Below are 18,125 nucleotides of genomic sequence, written 5' to 3'. Positions count from 1 at the left end.
ACTACCAGACCAGCTCAACCTGTGGCCTACCGTTGGAGGTTTTCTCCACCGTGCGTCCGGACGTATCGATATTGCAGTGGATACGCTGCCGGAAAGCCGAGAAGCTTTCGAAGGTCACCACATCCACGGGATCGTCGAGATGCAGGGTCAGCCGGTAGCGTTCCGGGTCGCCGCCTAGCGTTTGCACGCCCAGAACGGATGCTACGAAGGGCTGGCCTAGATAGAGGCCTTCCACCCGGGAACCAAGAAGATAGGGATTGAATGCGGGACGGTTTCCCGCCGTGGCATGCAGGGTGTTCCAGTCGCGGAAGCCATATTGCGCGGCGATGAGTTCAAGCGCCTTTGAATGGGTGATTGCCTGCCCCTGCCCTTCAAGGGCGGCGCGCAGCCGTTTTGCCTGCTCTTTCAATCCCTCAAGCGCGGGAAGCGGTTTGGACACGTTCATAACGGTTCTCCAACATGCGCATGCCGTATTTTTCCGAAGGGGTCCGCGTTGCCATCGACGACATGCAAAACATGGGGATGACCGTTATTCCAAAAAGAGCTTCACCAAGGGCGTAAACGCCTGCGGACGGCCGGGGCTCTTCTGCCCGTGGCCGTCCATATAGCTTAGAAAGCGCCGCCCGTCAAAGGCAGCGACGGCGCGAGGCCAAGGGGTCAGAAGCGATAGGTGATACCCGCACCGATCAACCAGGGATCGAGTTTCGCTTTGCCACTGATTGGCGTGCCGCCAAGTTCTGCGGTCCAGTCGGTCTTCAGGAAAATCTTCTTCACGTCGAAGTTCACGCCCCAATGTTCGTCCAACATATAGTCGAAACCCACCTGCACGGCCGCGCCGAACTTGTTCTTGACATCAAGATTGCTGAAGCCGGGTTTTTCGGACTGGTTGTAGAACATCGAATAGTTCACGCCCGCGCCGATATAGGGCTTGAAGGCGCCGAAATCAGTAAAGTGATATTGCAGGGTCAGCGTCGGCGGCAGCAACCATGTCTTGCCCACCGGCGTGCCGGCCAGCACACCCTCGCCGTTGATCTTGGCGTATGTGGTGCCAAGGATGAGTTCGGCAGCGATATTCGGGGTGAAGAAATAGCTGATGTCGAGCTCAGGAATAACCGTATCCGAATAGGAGAGACCCGCACCCGGCACACCGTCAACGCTGCCGCTGTCATGGGTAATGACCCCGAGACCACGCACGCGCAGCATCCATGGACTCGCCGCCGCAATCGCCTCTTCAGCGGTGGGGGCTGGTGCCGGCGGGGCCAGATCTGCCGCCATCGCGTTGGCCGACATCAGCATCGCCGCGACACTCACCGTCACACTGGCAAGCAAGGCGGTTTTTTTCTTTCTGTTCGTCATTCCATCTCTCCTATCGCGCGCCGCAGCCGGGCAAGCCCGGCAAACCGGCTGATGGCGGCGGGCCTTCGCGAATCCTCGCTTGCCGCAGCCGCTACGGCCACTATCGCCAAGGGAGAGGTGAGCGGATTGAGATGGATCAAACCGAAAGGCCAACGATAAGCCCGGGCAGCTACCCGGTGCTTGGTGTGACAAATACGCAACGGATAGCCATGACAACGGTCAAAATAGCGGGGCCGGCAGTCGGAAGTTGGCCTGTTTCACAAGCCTTCTCCTTTGCAATCTCAGGCGGCCTGCGGTGCCAAAGTCGCGGAACCCGGCTTTTTGAGAAGCAGCACCGAGACAGCAGCGATCATGCACATCACGCCGGCAATCTGCAGTGCGGGCATGTATGTGTCGAAGTCGCTCTTGAAGAAACCTGCGCCAAAGGCAGCGGTGGCGGCCCCCAACTGATGCCCCGCAAACACCCAGCCGAAAACCAGGCCCGCTTTTTCGCGGCCGAAACTCTCAGCGGCAAGCTTCACCGTTGGCGGCACGGTTGCCACCCAGTCCAGCCCGTAAAATACGGCGAAGACCGAAAGCTCCACGAAGCTGAAGCCCGAGAAGGAGAGATAGATCAGGGATAGCCCGCGCAGACCGTAAAACCAGAAGAGCAGGAAGCGATTGTCGAAACGGTCGGAAAGCCAGCCGGCAAAGATGGTGCCGAAGAAATCGAAAATGCCGATCACAGCCAGCGTGCCGGCCGCCGTGACCGCCGCCATCCCGAAATCACCGCAGATGGAAATCCAGTGTGTCTGGATAAGGCCGTTGGTGGAAAGTCCACAGACGAAGAACGTGCCGAAAAGCACCCAGAAAACCGGGTTTCCGGACACGCTCTTCAACGTCAGTATCGGGGATGCCAGTGTTGCAAGAAACTTGTGGTCCTGCTTCGGCGGTTTTACCACCACCGTCTCGCCATAGGCTGGCAGGCCGACATCGGCGGGATGGTCACGCATCAAGAGCAGCACGAGAATCATGGCGATAGCAATCACCGCAACGGATAGCGTCAGCGCGGTGCGCCAGCCATAGGCCTCCGTCAGCGCCGCGAGCAAAGGCAGAAATACCAGCTGGCCGGTGGCGTTACTGGCCGTCATCAGGCCGATCACCAGTCCCCGGCGCTTTGAAAACCAGCGCGATGCCACGGTCGCGCCCAGCACCAGTGCCGTCATGCCGGTGCCAACACCGATCACCACGCCCCATAACAGCAACAGCTGCCACACCTCAGTCATGAAGAACGAGGCGACGATGCCGCCCATGATCAGCGCAAGGGCCGTCGACACGACCTGGCGAATACCGAAATGGTTCATGAAGGCAGCGGCAAAGGGCCCGAGCAGGCCGAAGAGCACCAGCCTGACCGCCATGGCAGATGAAATATCGGCAATATCCCAGCCGAACTCCTGATGCAGCGGCTGGATCATCACCCCGGCCGATCCCATCGCGCCGGCGGTTGCCAGCATCGTCAAAAAGGTGGTTGCAGCAACAAGCCAGCCATAATGTATGTTTCTGTCGGCCATCCAGCTGGCAAGGCGTGTGGAGAGCATGTTCAAAATCCCTTTCCAGCGGCCAGCGGCCGAAATTTTACGGGTATATACCCTATATTGCGGGCAGATACCCGTTTTATCATCAAAAAAATTACAGGGCTGCGAGTAGTTCCTGCAATTGAGCGGTTTTTTCCGGGCCAAGCCTGGCCTCGATTTCGTCCTGTACTCCGTCCCAGAGGGGCGCGCCTGTTTTCAGGATCTCCTGTCCCTGCTCCGTCACGGTCAGCATCGCTTCGCGCTGATCCTCGCCATGGCCGATGGCCACCAGCCCCATGCGGGCTAGCACCTTGGTATTGCGTCCAACGGTCGAGCGGTCCAGTTCCACCCGCGCGGCGAGATCGGTGAGCGACACCGGCGCCATGCGGTTGATGTTCCGCAACAGGCTGAACTGGCCGATATTGACGCCAAGCGGCGCCAGCGCCTCATCGTAATAGGACGAGACCTTACGGGATGCTTTGCGCAACAGGATGCAGTGACAACTATCGTTTGGCATTTGTCTCGGGTATATACCCGCAAATTCTACTGCGCAAGAGATGTTCGGAAATTACCGGCAATCAAAGGCCGTCCGCCAGGCCACAGGGTAGAAAGAAAAACCCCGGCAATAAGCCGGGGTTTCATATCAGTGGCAGGGCTCGTCTCAGGCAGAGAGCCTGCGGCCGCTCGCGACCAGCATACCAGCCGCACCTTCCAGCCAGCCGGCTTTGAGTTCAAGCGCCAGAAAACGGCTGCGCTCGAACGGGCCGGGCATGATCAGGTGCTGGGCCTTATCGGCAAAAAAGCCGAAGCGCTCATAATAGGCAGCGTCGCCGACCAGAAGAATGCCGCCATGGCCACGTTTGGTTGCCTCGGAGATTGCTGCACGCATCAGCGCCGAACCGATGCCCTTGCCTTCATGGGCAGCATCAACCGCAAGCGGGCCAAGCAACAGCGCTTCGACAGCGCGGCCTTCGCGCGAAATGCCAGCTTCGACATTCCACAGGCGCACCGTGCCGATGACATGGCCGTCCTCGTCACGGGCAACGAGCGCCAGACCTTCCGCTGGGACGCGGCCGGCGCGCAGCTTTTCGGAAGACTTGCGGCGGCGGCCAGCGCCCATGGCGCGATCGAGCAGGTTTTCACGGGCAACGACATCGCCCGGATTTTCCTGATCGACATGAAATGTCTGCGGGGTGAAAAATGCACGTACCGAATTAAGAAGAGCGGCCATCTCTCGGCCCTCCATCACACAACCGCCCACACGCGGCCCTTGATCAAAAATGGTGGAGCCGTTCCGGCCCGCCGACACGCTTTCCTCGGCTGGAAGAGGAGCAGCAAGCAGGGATTTGCGCAACAGCACAATCGGCAAAGCCGGAACGGAAGCTTGTTCGAGACGCCGCCTTACTCAGCGGGCGGCGTTCGGATCAGATGACGTAGGCTTTCAGCGGCTCGAAACCGTTGAAGGCAACCGCCGAATAGGTCGTCGTATAGGCACCTGCGCCTTCGATCAGAACCTCGTCGCCGATGGTCAGAGAGACCGGCAACGGGTACATGTTCTTTTCGTACAGCACGTCGGCGCTGTCGCAGGTCGGACCGGCCAGAACGCAAGGCTCCATCTCGTCCTGATCGCGCTCGGTGCGGATCGGGTAGCGGATAGCCTCATCCATCGTCTCGGCGAGACCGCCGAACTTGCCGATGTCGAGGAACACCCAGCGATGGTTGTCGTTGTCGGACTTGCGCGACACGAGAACAACTTCCGCCTTGATGACGCCAGCGTTACCCACCATGCCACGGCCCGGCTCGATGATCGTCTTCGGGATCTGGTTGCCGAAGTGCTTGCGCAGCGCCGTGTCGATAGCCTGGCCGTATTCTTCGGCAGCAGGAACGTCGCGCAGGTACTTGGTCGGGAAACCACCGCCCATATTGACCATCTGCAGGTGAATACCCTGCTTGGACAGCGAAGCGAAAACGCGCTTGGCATCGCCCAGCGCTGCATCCCATGCGTCGAGATTCATCATCTGCGAACCGACATGGAAGGAAACGCCGTAGGATTCGAGGCCCAGCTGATGTGCGTAGACCAGAACATCAACAGCCATCTGCGGTACGCAGCCGAACTTGCGCGACAGAGGCCATTCGGCACCTTCACCGTCCGTCAGCACGCGGCAGAAGACGCGCGCGCCAGGAGCGGCACGGGCAACCTTCTCGACTTCCTCATGGCTGTCGACGGCGAAGAGATCGATGCCGAGCGCGTAAGCGCGGGCGACATCGCGTTCCTTCTTGATGGTGTTGCCGAACGAGATCCGGTCGGACGTTGCACCTGCATCAAGCGCCATCTGGATTTCAGCCACGGAGGCGCAATCGAAGTTCGAGCCGAGCGAAGCAAGCAGCTTCAGGATTTCGGGAGCCGGGTTTGCCTTGACCGCATAGTAGATCGCGCTGTTCGGCAGGGAATGCCGGAACGCGTTGAAATTGTCGCGCACGACGTCGAGGTCGACGACGAGGCAAGGGCCTTCGGGACGTCGGGTCTTGATGAAATCGAGAATGCGTGCAGTCGTCATCGATATATTCCCTATAAAACCGGCTCCGGAAAATCCGGAGGACAAAGGACGCTCGAGATATGCATACGAATCAGCCGGTGGAGGCGCAGAATCGATAGCATACGCTCAAGGCGCAAATATGAATGACGCCCTGCCAGAGCATCATTCGGCTTTGTCTGCCATCGATTGGAGGGAATGACCCGACCGCACTTCAGGCAATGATGGTGTGCCTCTTCAGTACCCCGGCTGATGGAAAGCCGGCAGAGAACCAGAAAGGCCCGCACCGTCGTTGCTTCATATGTCCTCGCATTTCCCGGTTGGCCGGAATAGCGACTGGAGGGGTTAGTTCCAGGTACCTTACCGAACTCCTCACCACATCGAGGACTCGGCGGACACACATGGGCACGTGCGACTTTGGGCAGCACGGGAGATAAGAATATTCGCCGTCATAATCAAGAGGATTTTTTCACCATATAGCGGATTTTTTCGGCAACCATTTTACGGGTTGAACAGTCGCGCCTCAGCGTTCAATTATATGGAACGAACCGGAGGATTTTCATGGACACGCTCACCCGCATCCGCGCCTTTATCGACGTTGTCGAAGCGGAGGGTTTTTCCGCCGCTGCCCGCAAGACTGGGCGTTCCAAGGCGCTTTTGTCCAAATATGTCCGGGAACTGGAAGATGATCTCGGTGCACTGCTTCTCAACCGCACCACCCGGCAATTCTCGCTGACGGAGGCCGGCCATACATATTACCGCACCGCCTCCGACATTTTGAAGGAGATCGACAACCTCGCCGATCTGGTGCGCGAGAAGAATGCCGATCTGAAGGGCAAGCTCAGAATATCCGTTCCGCGCACCTTCATCGACGCCGATGTTGGCCAGAGCCTCATCGATTTCGCCAAGGAAAATCCGGAACTGTCTCTGGAAATCGTCGCCGATGACCGATTCGTCGATCTGATCGAGGAAGGGTTCGACCTTGCGATTCGCATAACGCGTCTGGAAGATTCAGGCCTCATCGCCCGCAAGATCTCCGATTTCCGGGTCTATGCAGTGGCGACGGCGGATTTTGTCGCCAGACACGGCCCGCTCAATGGTCCGCAGGACTTTTCCCGCGTGCCCTTCATCATCGACACCAACACCCGCTTCCACAACACCGTGCGTTATCTTGAAGCGGATGGCGGCTCGAACTCCGTTACCATCAGTGGACCGATCGAGGTGAACAGCCCGCAGGCGACACTCCGGGCCGCCCGCGCAGGGCTTGGCATCGCCATGGTGCCGGACTTCATTGCAAGACCCTTCATCCAGTCCGGCGAGCTTGTGACCCTGTTCGACGACTATATTTCCAAAGACCGCGGCATATACGCCGTCTACCCCCACCGCCGTTACCTTCCCGCGAAAGTGCGCAGCTTCGTGGATTATCTCTCGGCGTGGTTCAGGAAAAATGGATGAAGAGCGGGGGAGCGGTATAGTTTCCGCCGACCTTCCCCTCGTCATGCCGTATTTAATCCGGCATCGAGCCGCGGCGCGCCCGCGCTATGAAGGACTCTATCGCGATCAACGACCTGATCGCGCTGCACCCCGAATCTGGTCCGGGGTGCAGGAGTGCGGATGCAACGCCTGCCTTTCAGCGGGCGTTGCTTAGCCGGAAACGGCTTATCAGAACGGCGAATCCGGGAAGTAGAACTGCTTGGCATTGTCCTTGGTGATGAGCGTAGCGTCGAGAATATACTCGCCAGCAACCGGCACCTGATCGTAAAAATGACCAGCCGTAAGCTGCATGGCGGTCGCCACCATCGCCGGCGGATAGAGCACGTCGACCGGAATTAGCTTGTCGCCGTCCATTACGCGCTTGATCATGTCCTTGGAACCGGCGCCAGCAACGATATACTTGATATCGGTGCGTTTCGCCTGCTGGATTGCCTCCAGCACGCCAACCGCCATGTCGTCGTCCTGACACCAGACCACGTCGATCTTCTTGTATTTGGTCAGGTAGTCCTGCATCACGCGGAAGGCGTCGTCGCGGTTCCAGTTGCCGTACTGGCGGTCGAGAACCTTGACGCTGGAGCCGGCAATACCCTTGTCGAAACCATCCTGGCGCTGCTGGTCGATCGGGATCGGCAGACCGCGAATGACCACCACTTCCGCATCAGGCGTGGTTTTCTTGATGTATTCGCCTGCCACTTGTCCGAGTGCCGGATTGTTACCCGCGACGTAGAGATCGCGGATCGAATTGTCGTTGACGCTCGGCGCGCGGTCGACGAGCGCGACAAAGGTACCCTTGTCCTTGATCTCCTTGATGGCGTTGACGAGCGGATCGGGATCAGACGGCAGCACGACCAGTGCGTCCAGCCCCTGCACGGCAAGATCCTGAAGCGCGTTTGCCTGGTTGGCGGCATCCGGCGAGGTCTTGACGATGACGTTCAGACCCGGATGCTCCTTCATCAGAAGCTTTGCCACCCGTTCGGCATGGTAAACGACGCCCGCCGTCCAGCCGTGGTCGGCCGCCGGAATGGATACCCCGATCGTTACCTTCTTCTCCTGCGCATGGGCAGAACCCGCAAGAACGGCAGCCAGCGCGACAAATGCCACGCCGATGAATTTTCTACGCATAGTCTCTTCCTCCCAAGACCGGGGCGTTCCTCCTGTTTAAACCGCGCATGCCCCAGATTGCGCGGCCAGATGTCTCATCGATCGTCCGGCTATCTGCGGCTGAGCGAACGCTGCACCAGCATGGCGATGATGATGATCGCGCCCTGAATGGCACCGATCAGATATTCGCTGACGAAGTTCGACAGGATCATGATGTTGCCAACGATTTCCAGAATGAAGGCGCCGCAAATCGTACCCCAGATGCGGCCCACACCACCCCGTAGCGCCGTGCCACCGACGACAACGGCGGTGATGGCCTGCAACTCCCACAACATGCCTGTAGTGGCCGAAGTGGAGGCAAGACGCGGCACGTAAAGCAGGACGGCAACGGCGACACAAAGCCCCTGAACCACATAGGCAATCGTGCGGACGCGAGCGACCGAGATACCGGAGTAACGCGCCACATCCTCGCTGGAACCTACCGCCGTCAGATGCCTGCCGTAACGAGTACGGTAAAGCACGAAAGCGGCGATGGCGGCAGTGACGAAGATGACGATGACCGGCACCGGCACACCGATCACATTGCCGAAATAGACCGGGCGATAAAGCGTCTGGATTTCCGGGTTGCGCAGCGTGATCGCGCCACCCTGCGACAGCCAGGTGGTCAGCCCACGATAAATGCCCATGGTGCCAAGCGTGGCGATGAAGGGCTCGATGCGGCCGATGGTGGTGATAAGGCCGTTTGCAAGCCCGCAAGCGGCGCCGATGGCGATAGCCAGCGCCATGGCGGCCAGTAACATCACCAGCGGATTGGCAATAACGCCACTGTTCATGAACAGGATCATCAGGCTGGCAACGAAAGCCACCATCGCGCCGACGGAGAGATCAAGTCCGCCGGATGTGATGACATAAGTGGCGCCAAGCGCAATGATGGCGATGAAGGCGCTGCGGGTTACCACGTTCAGCAGATTGTCGATGCCGATGAAATTCGGATTGGCGACGGCGCCGAGAACCAGCAGCAAAGCCAGCGCCACAAAGGGCGCAACGGCGCGCAGGTCCCAGTCTTTCGAGGTCTTCGGCGTTTTGCCGTTATCAAGTGCGGCCTCAGTCATATTTCCCCTCAATTGTCTTTTCTTCAGGCCAATCTGCCGGGACATCAGCCCTCAAGCGAATTCCTGCGTGTGCACGCCAGTCGCGAGTGCCACGATATCGTTTTCGGTCATGCGTTCCCCCGTCACCTCGCCGACGATCCTGCCGGAGCGCATTACAAGGACGCGGTCGCAGATGCCGATCAGTTCCGGCATCTCCGAAGACACGACGATGATCGACCTGCCCTCGTCTGCAAGCTTTGCTATGAAACGGTAGATCTGTTCCTTGGTGCCGATATCGATGCCGCGTGTTGGCTCGTCGATGATGACGATCGATGGATCGAGCAGCATCATCTTGGCGAGCAGCAGCTTTTGCTGGTTACCGCCGGACAGCTGGCCCGCGAGCAAGTCCTTGCTTCCCGTGCGAATATCGAAATCACGCACCGCATCATCGAGCGCTGCCTTCTCTCGACGGATATCGATCTGGAACAGGCGGCTGAATTTCCTCAGCGAGGCGAGTGTGAGATTGACCCGCAAGTCCTTCGTCAGCAGCAATCCCTTGCCCTTCCGATCCTCGCTCAGATAAACGATACCGGCCTTCAGACTGTCTTCCGCCTTTGCAAAATGCACAGGCTTTCCGAGATGGCGGATCGTCCCCCGCCCTGGACGCAGGCCAAGCACGCCCTCCATAAGCTCCGTTCTGCCCGCGCCGACGAGACCAGCAAAACCGAGGATTTCGCCCTTTCGCAGGCTGAAACCGGCATCCTGCGCATAGCCGGGAACGGTGAAATGCTCCACCTGCAAGACAGGCTCGTGCTCGCCGCCGGCGTTCCTGTCCGGATAGAGCTTGGCGACATCGCGTCCCACCATCAACCGCGCCATATCGGCGGGCTCAAGCGCCGATATCGGGTGGGAGCCGACCAACCTGCCATCGCGCAGAACGGTCACACGGTCGGCAATCTCCTTCACCTCCGGCAGGCGGTGCGAAATATAGAGCACGGCCACGCCCTTTGCCCTTATGTCCCTGATAACGTTCAACAGCGCATCGGTTTCAATGGGCGTGAGGCTTGCGGTCGGCTCGTCGAAAATGACGACGCGATGCGGCACGAGCAGAACGCGGGCTATCTGCACCAGCTGGCGCTGGGCAATCGACAGGCTGCCGACGACGGCATCGGGATCGATCGTACCGCCGAGATCGGCGATAGCCCTCAGGGCGCCGGCACGCATGGCGCGGTCGTCCATCATCGGGCCTTTGCATAATTCGCGGCCCAGATAGATGTTCTGAGCCACCGTCAGATCCGGGGCCAGCAATATTTCCTGATGCACGAGAACGATGCCGCGATGTTCGGCGTCGACAGGTCCGCTCAGCGTAACTGCCTCGCCATCGATCCTGATTTCCCCACTCGAAGGCTTCTCATTGCCCGCAAGCAGTTTCATCAACGTCGATTTACCAGCGCCGTTCTCGCCAATGATGGCGTGAACTTCACCGGCGCGCACGGCAATCTCTATATCCTTCAGAACCTGGACGGGACCGAAAGACTTGGACAACCCGACAGTCCGTATAAGGACCTGATCTGGAGATTCCTCAGCAAAAGCCATGTGTCGTCACCGGTACCCGGTGCGAATGAACGGATCTTGCCCCTCGATTTTACTTGAAATCATCATGCACGAACTCCTCCCAAAGCTCTTGGGAAGAAGCTAACGTCCGTTTTGAGGTACGTAAAGCAAATTTCGCTGGTCTTTTAGAATACACTCAAATTTGACCAGGACGATGGTGCCTAAAGGCTAAAAAATAGGCGGCCATGGTCCCACAGAGCGTTGGAAATCCTCAGTGAGGCAAGGCACACACGGGATGCCTGTGGCTAGAGAAGGCGCTTCAGGGAGCTGGCTTCCGGTTGCGGGGAGGCCTTCGTTGTATCGCTGTTGTCGGCAGACCTGTTGCGCATCGCGGCGTAATAGGCGTTTTTCTGCTCGTACATATGCATGTCTGCACGGCGCACCAGCGATTCCATTGTCTCTCCGGCCTCGCTGGTTGCCACGCCCAGCGAAAGACTAAGCGGCGCATTGGAGTAGAACTGGTTGTTGATCTTCAGCAGTTCGTAAATGGTATCCACCATCGCCGCGGCGATCTGCTTGTCTGCGCCGGGCAAAAGGATCGCGAATTCATCACCGCCAATGCGCGCAGCATGGTTCGGCGCAGTAACGACACCGTTCAGGACTTCGCCAAGGCGCCGCAACAGCGCGTCGCCTGCGTCGTGCCCGAGCTTGTCATTGGCGTCCTTGAGGCCATTGAGATCGATGACGATGGCCGAAACGGGCCGGATCGTGCTGCGTTCCAGCCTGTTCATTTCGTCCGAATAGAAGGCGCGATTGTGCAGCTTGGTCAGCACATCGTGCTTGCCGAGATATTCGAGATAGGCTTCCGCCTTTTTCCGCGCCGTAATATCAGTCAGCGCCACCTGCACCAGTGACCAGTCGCGTTCGTGGCCCGGAAAAACGGAGAAATGCAGCAGCACGTGCCGCTCTGAACCATCCAGCGCGTAGTTCACCACTTCGCGATGATGGTTAAGATTGCCGTTCCACAGCTCCATCAGCTGTTCGCGGAAGGGCTTTTCCATTTCACCACGGAAAATATCGCCAAGCCGCTGCAAAAGAACCTGGCGGTCCGGCGCACAAAACAGGTCAAGTGTTGCCCGGTTGACGTCGATCACGCGGATTTCGCTCATGCATTGGCGCACGAATTCAGGATGCACATCCATGAACACCCGGAAGTCGATGATGCCGCGTTCCCTGACCTCCTCGATCAGACGCCGAACCCGGCTGAAATCCTCCACCCACAGGGAAACCGGCGAATGTTGGAACATGCCTTCAGCATAACGGCGGTTGAAAAGCTCCTTGCGGCGAGCCTCCTCACGTTCCGTCACATCCTCTGTGGTCAGCAGCAACCGCCCGAGTGTCTGTTCGTAGCCGGGTATTACCGCACCGCGCAGCTGGATATCCAGCCGCTTTCCGCCAATCGAGTAATTGACGGCGTTGCTGATGAATTCGGTTTTTCCAGCCCAAAGCTCGGAAAGCTCGTTCACATGGCTTTCAAGCATGTCATCGCGGAAAATCCGGTGCAGATTATCGATCAGATGCGCCTTGTCCCGCGCTTCGAACAGTTCAAGTGTCTTGGCATTAACCTGCACAACGCGGATTTTCTGCGAGCACGCCGCCACCCGCGATAGATCTTCCAGCAAAAACGCCCGGATGTCCTCGACGCCCTGCGCCCGCCAGATATCGAACTGGCTTTTCACCTCGCTGAAATCCTCGATCCACATCGCCACAGGGGCAAGATTGAAGATATTGGTATCGATCGTTTCAATCATACGGGCAGTCTTCTTCAGGATAATAAGGGCGGATGCCGAATGCCGAAATCGTGCGAGACAGCGATGACTGACCGCATATCTGGATTTATTAGGGATATTCGATCCAACGCAAGCCTTTATCGCGCAAGCCAACGGATTGCGCGATAAATCTCGGTTTCGCCAAGATTCCGCCCGTTACCAGAGCTTCACGTGGCGGTTCACATCCTTGTAGAGCAGGTAGCGGAAACGGCCCGGCCCGCCTGCATAGCAAGCCTGCGGGCAAAAAGCGCGCAGCCACATGAAATCACCCGCCTGCACTTCCACCCAATCCTCGTTCAGCCGGTAAACCGCCTTTCCTTCCAGCACGTAAAGACCGTGCTCCATGACATGAGTTTCCATGAAAGGAATGGTAGCGCCCGGCTCCAGGCTGACGATGTTGAGGTGCATGTCGTAACGCACGTCGTCGGGATCGATAAACCGGGTGGTCGCCCATTTGCCGTCCGTATCGGGCATCGCCGACAGAGCGTGTTCATCTTCATGCGTGAAGATCGCCGGCGGCGGCTCCAGCCCGTCCACCGCCTGAAACGCCTTGCGGACCCAGTGGAACTTGACCGGTGCCGTGCCGGAATTGCGCAGCTGCCAGCGCGAGCCGGCGGGCAGGAAGGCGAAGGAGCCGGTCCGCAATGCATGCTGCACGCCCTCAAACTCCACGGTCATTTCACCATCAACGACAAAGATCGCCGCTTGCGCCCTTGCGTCTGGCTCCGGCCGCTCGCTGCCGCCGCCGGGCTGCACTTCAACGATATATTGCGCAAAAGTCTCGGCAAAACCGGTCATCGGCCGGGCGATGATCCAGGCCCGCGTCCCGGTCCAGTGCGGGAGCACGCTCGTCACGATATCGGACATGACGGTTTTGGGGATGACCGCATAGGCAGTCTTGAAAACAGCCTTGCTCGACAGCAGTTCCGTCTGACCCGGCAGACCGCCCATATCCGAATAATATTTCTTCATTTCAGCCATTCCATTCTGCAACGCATTTCGCGCGAATTCTTAGGCCTGTAGCGACGTTTAATCAAATAATTATTGGCGTGCACAGGGCTTGCCGCCCGCATGGTAAAATGCGGGCGGCCTATTTCGCGCGGACATGCGAAACGAGGTTGGGCTCAGGCCTTTTTGCGCATCGTGGCATAGACGATATTGTGGTTTTCGCCGAAAAATACCTCCGCCTCGATACTTGCGGGATCGGCGCTGGCGTTGACGATCCGCCACATATCCGCCTTCGAACGCAACAGCAGCGCCCAGTTCATGAAGGTCTCCATGTAGCCATCGACCACAATGTCTTCGGAGAAGTTGGCGAAGAGGAACATTCCGCCAGGCTTCAGCATCTCCATGCAGCGCCGCGTGAGCTTGATCGCCACCTTGTCGTTCAGGTAATCGTAAAGACCGGCGGCATATACCAGATCGAATTTGCCGAGCTCGTGCGAACGCAGGACGATGTCACGCACCGAACCGTCAATCGCCTCGATGCAGCTGCCGTTGAAATCGCGGGCAACGGAACCGACACTCAGGGGATCTTGATCAAGCGCCACCCAGCGCCGGATCTTGCCCTCTTTCAAGGCCACGGATGAATCCGCCTCGCGCAGATGTCCCGATGCAATGGTGAGGATTTCCGTTTCGCATCCATGCCGGGCCGCAGCCTCGTCAACAAACCGGGTCAGCAAATCCCGCCGCTCGCGGACAGCGACCGAGGAACTGGCGTCCTTCGTATAATCGTAGAGAGCCGCGCCAAGCGGCGTTGCGTTCTTCACCTTATCGGCAACGCTGTCGTGACCGTAGATGAAGTCGAGAAGCTGCGCATCGCCCGAATAGCCCCGCGGCTTTTCGAACGACCAGCGCGTGAAGGGATCTTCCAGAAAATAGTCCGACACGGAGTGATTCTGCACCAGAGGAATCAGTTCAGCCCACACGCTTGAGTGGAGCTTTTCGCGCAGGCCATGCAGTGCGCCAGCCGTTCGATGTATTATCTCATGTGCTGAAACACCATTTTCGAACTGCTGTTGTGCCAATTCGAGAATGATCGCGATCTCTGCTTTCGCAACTGCGAAATGCTCATCGAACGCTTCCGTTTTCCGCGCAAAAATCTCTTTTGCGACAGTATCAGGAGTGATCAGACTTGCCCCGTCCAGATTTCTTTTCTTTACCTGCCTCACTTCAGCCTCCAGTATTAACACATTGTTAACTATACGTTTCTGGGAGACGGAAGGCCACTCGCTTTCGATTTTTGAGCAGTGTAGGGATACAATAGTTTATTAGCGTATTTTTTTGGTCACACTCGTGGACCGGAGGAGAAAGCGGATACGCGATTTAGTGAAACTTAATGTTGCGAGCGTATGATGCGCTCTTGCTTTTCATGTTTCCGCCCGCATGGAGAGAAATCGGCAGGAAATCGCGCGTAGCGTGAAAGTACACGCAAAGGTCGAATAAGCAGTTACTTGATAAAGTATACGCAACACTATGGGAAAGTGCATGAAGCACACGTTAGGCGAGGTGAGTGGACAGCAAGAATATCGGCGGCCGGACGCCCGGTTTTCTGATGAACTTCTTGCCCTTTACCAGCAGGAAGGTGAGCGTAGCCGCCGGGGTTCGATCAGGCGGGGCCTGTGGACGGCTGTTTTCATCTATCTGCTATTTGCCATTACCGACATCATTCTGGTGCCAGACGTCGCCTTTTACACCATAATCGCAAGAGTTATCGTCGTCCTGACGTCCCTGCTGACGCTCGAAATTCAGTTGCGCATGGGCGCGAGCACCGCAGCACTTGACCTCACCTGCGCCACTGCGCTCGTCATGGGCTATATTGGCTGGCTTGTGCCCTCGCTCTTGACCGACAATCTCGAAAACATGTCCTATTACATGGTTTTCGGGGCGATCTTCATGATGGGCGCCAATCTGTTTTTCACCTTCCGCTTCCATCTTTCGCTCGTGTCATCGGGCATCATTCTCGTCACCTACTTTCTGGCGGCGACGCAGTTTCCCGAAGATGCGTTCTACAAGCTCGCTTTCGGCACCTTCTATATCTCCTGCTTCGTCTTCACCTCTTACGTGAACTGGAACCTGAACCGGGAACGCTACCACGTCTTTCTCAACGCACTGGAAGCCAAGGCCCAGCAGAAAGCGGCGGACGAGCGCGGGCAGGCGCTGTTGCGGCTTTCAAATACCGATTCCCTGACAGGCCTGCAGAACCGCCGCGCCATCGACCAGCATCTGCGCCTGTTGTGGGACAATTGGAGCAAGAAGAGGGAAGGTTTCGCCGTCTTTCTGATCGACGTGGATTTCTTCAAGAAATACAATGATCGCTACGGCCACCAGGAAGGCGACAAGTGCCTCGTGACAGTGGGCAACGCCCTGCAGGACGCGATCATCGACCATGGCGCCTCCATCGGCCGTTATGGCGGTGAGGAGTTCATCGTACTCGCTCCGTTCAAATCCAGACAGCAGGTGGGTGAGCTTGCCGAAACCATCCGCCACACCGTCGAAGACCTGTCGCTTTCGCACGATCAGCGCCGGGACGGAACCTTCATCGTCACCGTCAGCATTGGCGCGTCTTTCACCCGTCCCAATCCGGATGGCAAGCTCGAAAAGATCATCAACGAGGCCGACCGGGCGCTTTATATTGCCAAGGCCAATGGCCGCAATTGCATGAAGCTGTTCGATCCGGACGATCCGCAGACCAGCGACGAAACCGAAAATATCGCCGCACTTCTGAAAATCGCTGTCGCGGAAAACCTCGTTTCTCTCGTTTATCAGCCGATCCTCAACATATCGACCAACGAGACGGCGGGAGCCGAAGCGTTGATGCGGCTTCGCCTGCTCGACGGTGGCTCCGTTTCGCCCGGCACCTTTATCCCGATTGCCGAACGCACCGGCACGATAATGGAGCTCGGTCTCTGGACCATAAAGACCGCCTGCCGGCAGATACTGGCCGATGACAAGGTATCGGTGGTCAGCGTCAACGTATCGCCGATGCAGCTGAAGAATCCTGGTTTTGCCACTTCGGTCGCAGCGATCCTCGTTGAGGCTGGGATTGCCGGCGGCAGGCTGGCCTTCGAGATCACCGAGGGTCTGGATATGGAGATGCATTCGGATGTATTACGCTGTCTGAACGATCTGAAGACGCTCGGCATCAATATATGGCTAGATGATTTCGGAACCGGATTTGCGGGCCTTTCATGGCTGCGGATGACGGATTTCGATACCGTAAAGATTGACCGCTCCTTCCTGCATGACAGCAAGACACCCCGCGGCCGGGCGATGTTGCAGGACATGATCCGTCTCATCCGCAATCGCGGCCACAAGATCCTGATCGAAGGCGTGGAGACGGAAGAGCAGCTGAGGCTCGTGCGCCAGCTCGAGATCGATTATGCGCAGGGTTATTATATCGGACGCCCGGTCGTCGCCGAAAGGCTGAACGTGGCGACTACCCCTTACCCGCAGCCCAAAATGCTACAGCGCCCCGCCTGACGATGCGATGGCGGCGGCAAGCGCCGTTACCGACACGCCCCGTCTTAGTGATATGCGGGCGGAATGATCGAGAATTTTGCCGCAAGTTCCGAAAACGCAGCACGCGTGACGGGATCGACAGGTGCGCCTTCCCTCTCCCGCTTTGCCGCTACCGCCCATTCCCGATCGCCCGGCGCCATGACCTTGCAGTCCTCCCGCGCTGGCGATCCCCGCAGTACCTCGAGATAGCGTTTCATGCCCTCGTCGAACACTTCGCGTTCAAGAAAGGCTTCCGGCTTCAACGCCAGGACGAAGGCCCCAAGCCCGCGCGGCTTGGAAAAATCTGGCCCCGACATTGGGGCGATATCGAAACTGAGCTTCATGCCGCTGAGAACGGCGCTAAAGATTTCCACCATTCCCGCAAGCGCCGCTCCCTTGAAACCGAAGGCACCGCCCAGCGGAGCCAGCATTTCAACGGCATTGGGGTTCTGCGTGTCGATACCGTCGCCATCAGACGCAACTCCTTCCGGCAATTGCTGTTCCAGGCTGCGGTAAAGCAGAACTCGGTTATAGGGCACGGCGCTGGTGGCCATGTCCAGAAGCCAGGGCATGTCATCGGCTGCCGGCACGCCGACTGCAATGGGGTTGGTGCCGTGGAAACGCATCGCGCCGTCATGCAGGCGCACGAAACTGTCGGAGTTGCAAAAGGCAATGCCGATATACCCCTGCCGCGCCGCCTCCAGCACGTAAGCGCCGGCCGGGCCGAAATGCGAGGAATTCCTGATCGCAACGGCGCCGATGCCGAATTTCCCAGCAAGCGCCATGGCGCTGTCCATGGCCGCATAGGTAGCGCGGGCGCCATGGGCATGGTCGGCATCGATCGTCTCCACCGCGCCGAAACCGGACACGCGGCTGATCTGCGGCCGCGGATTGAGACGCCCGCCTTCAAGTCCTGCGATGTAGTGAGCAAGAAGCCGAACGCCGTGGCTGTCTACGCCCAGCCGTGTGCCATGCATCATGGCGCGGGTCGCCGCATCGGCGGTTTCATCATCGGTGCCGACAGCCAGGAAAACGGAACGGCAAAACCGCTCCAGTTCATCCAGCCTTGCGAGGACGGTGACATTTTCATTGCTGTGCGACATCAGGGGAACC

At 58.2% G+C, this 18,125-nt stretch carries 15 protein-coding genes; 2 read left to right on the top strand and 13 right to left on the bottom strand.

Annotated elements, in window-relative coordinates; genetic code table 11:
• Nucleotide 1 precedes the first annotated feature (1 nt).
• The 6 genes from ACQZ5Y_RS09340 to odc2 all read right to left on the bottom strand — a co-directional run bounded on the left by ACQZ5Y_RS09340 (nt 2) and on the right by odc2 (nt 5,467).
• Nucleotides 2-445, bottom strand: coding sequence for a glyoxalase superfamily protein (locus tag ACQZ5Y_RS09340; RefSeq protein ID WP_003510652.1), 444 nt, complete (start codon nt 443-445; stop codon nt 2-4).
• Between the two features lie 212 nt (nt 446-657).
• Nucleotides 658-1,356 carry an OmpW/AlkL family protein gene (locus tag ACQZ5Y_RS09335; RefSeq protein WP_019564584.1) on the bottom strand — a complete coding sequence of 233 codons (699 nt, stop codon included), beginning with the start codon at nt 1,354-1,356 and terminating at the stop codon, nt 658-660.
• Nucleotides 1,357-1,637: 281 nt separating this feature from the next.
• Nucleotides 1,638-2,933, bottom strand: coding sequence for an MFS transporter (locus ACQZ5Y_RS09330; protein WP_013761455.1), 1,296 nt, complete (start codon nt 2,931-2,933; stop codon nt 1,638-1,640).
• A 91-nt stretch (nt 2,934-3,024) separates the two neighbouring features.
• On the bottom strand, nt 3,025-3,426 hold the full coding sequence (locus ACQZ5Y_RS09325; RefSeq protein WP_003510658.1) for a MarR family winged helix-turn-helix transcriptional regulator: 402 nt from the start codon (nt 3,424-3,426) through the stop codon (nt 3,025-3,027).
• Nucleotides 3,427-3,570: 144 nt separating this feature from the next.
• On the bottom strand, nt 3,571-4,140 hold the full coding sequence (locus ACQZ5Y_RS09320) for a GNAT family N-acetyltransferase (protein ID WP_013761478.1): 570 nt from the start codon (nt 4,138-4,140) through the stop codon (nt 3,571-3,573).
• A 193-nt stretch (nt 4,141-4,333) separates the two neighbouring features.
• Nucleotides 4,334-5,467: an ornithine/lysine decarboxylase gene (odc2, locus tag ACQZ5Y_RS09315; protein ID WP_003510663.1), complete on the bottom strand. Its 1,134-nt coding sequence runs from the start codon at nt 5,465-5,467 to the stop codon at nt 4,334-4,336.
• 537 nt (nt 5,468-6,004) lie between these two features.
• Here odc2 and ACQZ5Y_RS09310 point away from each other — a divergent pair.
• A complete protein-coding gene (locus ACQZ5Y_RS09310; protein ID WP_003510664.1) occupies nt 6,005-6,898 on the top strand; it encodes a LysR family transcriptional regulator in 894 nt (297 codons plus the stop codon).
• Nucleotides 6,899-7,105: 207 nt separating this feature from the next.
• On the opposite strand, the gene ACQZ5Y_RS09305 is transcribed toward ACQZ5Y_RS09310, so the two are convergent.
• The 6 genes from ACQZ5Y_RS09305 to ACQZ5Y_RS09280 form a co-directional block, all read right to left on the bottom strand.
• Nucleotides 7,106-8,059 (bottom strand): substrate-binding domain-containing protein, encoded by a 954-nt coding sequence (locus ACQZ5Y_RS09305; protein ID WP_003510665.1) that lies wholly within the window; start codon nt 8,057-8,059, stop codon nt 7,106-7,108.
• A gap of 89 nt (nt 8,060-8,148) precedes the next feature.
• A complete protein-coding gene (locus ACQZ5Y_RS09300; RefSeq protein ID WP_112199101.1) occupies nt 8,149-9,150 on the bottom strand; it encodes an ABC transporter permease in 1,002 nt (333 codons plus the stop codon).
• Between the two features lie 51 nt (nt 9,151-9,201).
• On the bottom strand, nt 9,202-10,725 hold the full coding sequence (locus tag ACQZ5Y_RS09295) for a sugar ABC transporter ATP-binding protein (protein WP_003510667.1): 1,524 nt from the start codon (nt 10,723-10,725) through the stop codon (nt 9,202-9,204).
• A gap of 263 nt (nt 10,726-10,988) precedes the next feature.
• Complete coding sequence (locus ACQZ5Y_RS09290; protein ID WP_003510668.1) at nt 10,989-12,494, bottom strand: sensor domain-containing diguanylate cyclase; 1,506 nt, start codon at nt 12,492-12,494, stop codon at nt 10,989-10,991.
• Between the two features lie 174 nt (nt 12,495-12,668).
• Entirely contained in the window at nt 12,669-13,493 is an 825-nt protein-coding gene (locus tag ACQZ5Y_RS09285; protein WP_065659479.1) for a bifunctional allantoicase/(S)-ureidoglycine aminohydrolase, read from the bottom strand.
• Between the two features lie 143 nt (nt 13,494-13,636).
• Nucleotides 13,637-14,683: a class I SAM-dependent methyltransferase gene (locus tag ACQZ5Y_RS09280; protein ID WP_115062606.1), complete on the bottom strand. Its 1,047-nt coding sequence runs from the start codon at nt 14,681-14,683 to the stop codon at nt 13,637-13,639.
• Between the two features lie 316 nt (nt 14,684-14,999).
• Here ACQZ5Y_RS09280 and ACQZ5Y_RS09275 point away from each other — a divergent pair, with 316 nt between their 5' ends.
• Nucleotides 15,000-16,994: a putative bifunctional diguanylate cyclase/phosphodiesterase gene (locus ACQZ5Y_RS09275; RefSeq protein WP_174050413.1), complete on the top strand. Its 1,995-nt coding sequence runs from the start codon at nt 15,000-15,002 to the stop codon at nt 16,992-16,994.
• 44 nt (nt 16,995-17,038) lie between these two features.
• Here the strand turns inward: ACQZ5Y_RS09275 and ACQZ5Y_RS09270 are convergent, their stop codons facing one another.
• On the bottom strand, nt 17,039-18,115 hold the full coding sequence (locus ACQZ5Y_RS09270; RefSeq protein ID WP_003510674.1) for an Ldh family oxidoreductase: 1,077 nt from the start codon (nt 18,113-18,115) through the stop codon (nt 17,039-17,041).
• Between the last annotated feature and the right edge of the window lie 10 nt (nt 18,116-18,125).

The organism is Agrobacterium sp. A3-95 (assembly GCF_053521785.1).
Note: the sequence above shows the minus strand (reverse complement) of the source record. Positions and strands in the feature narration are given on the sequence as shown.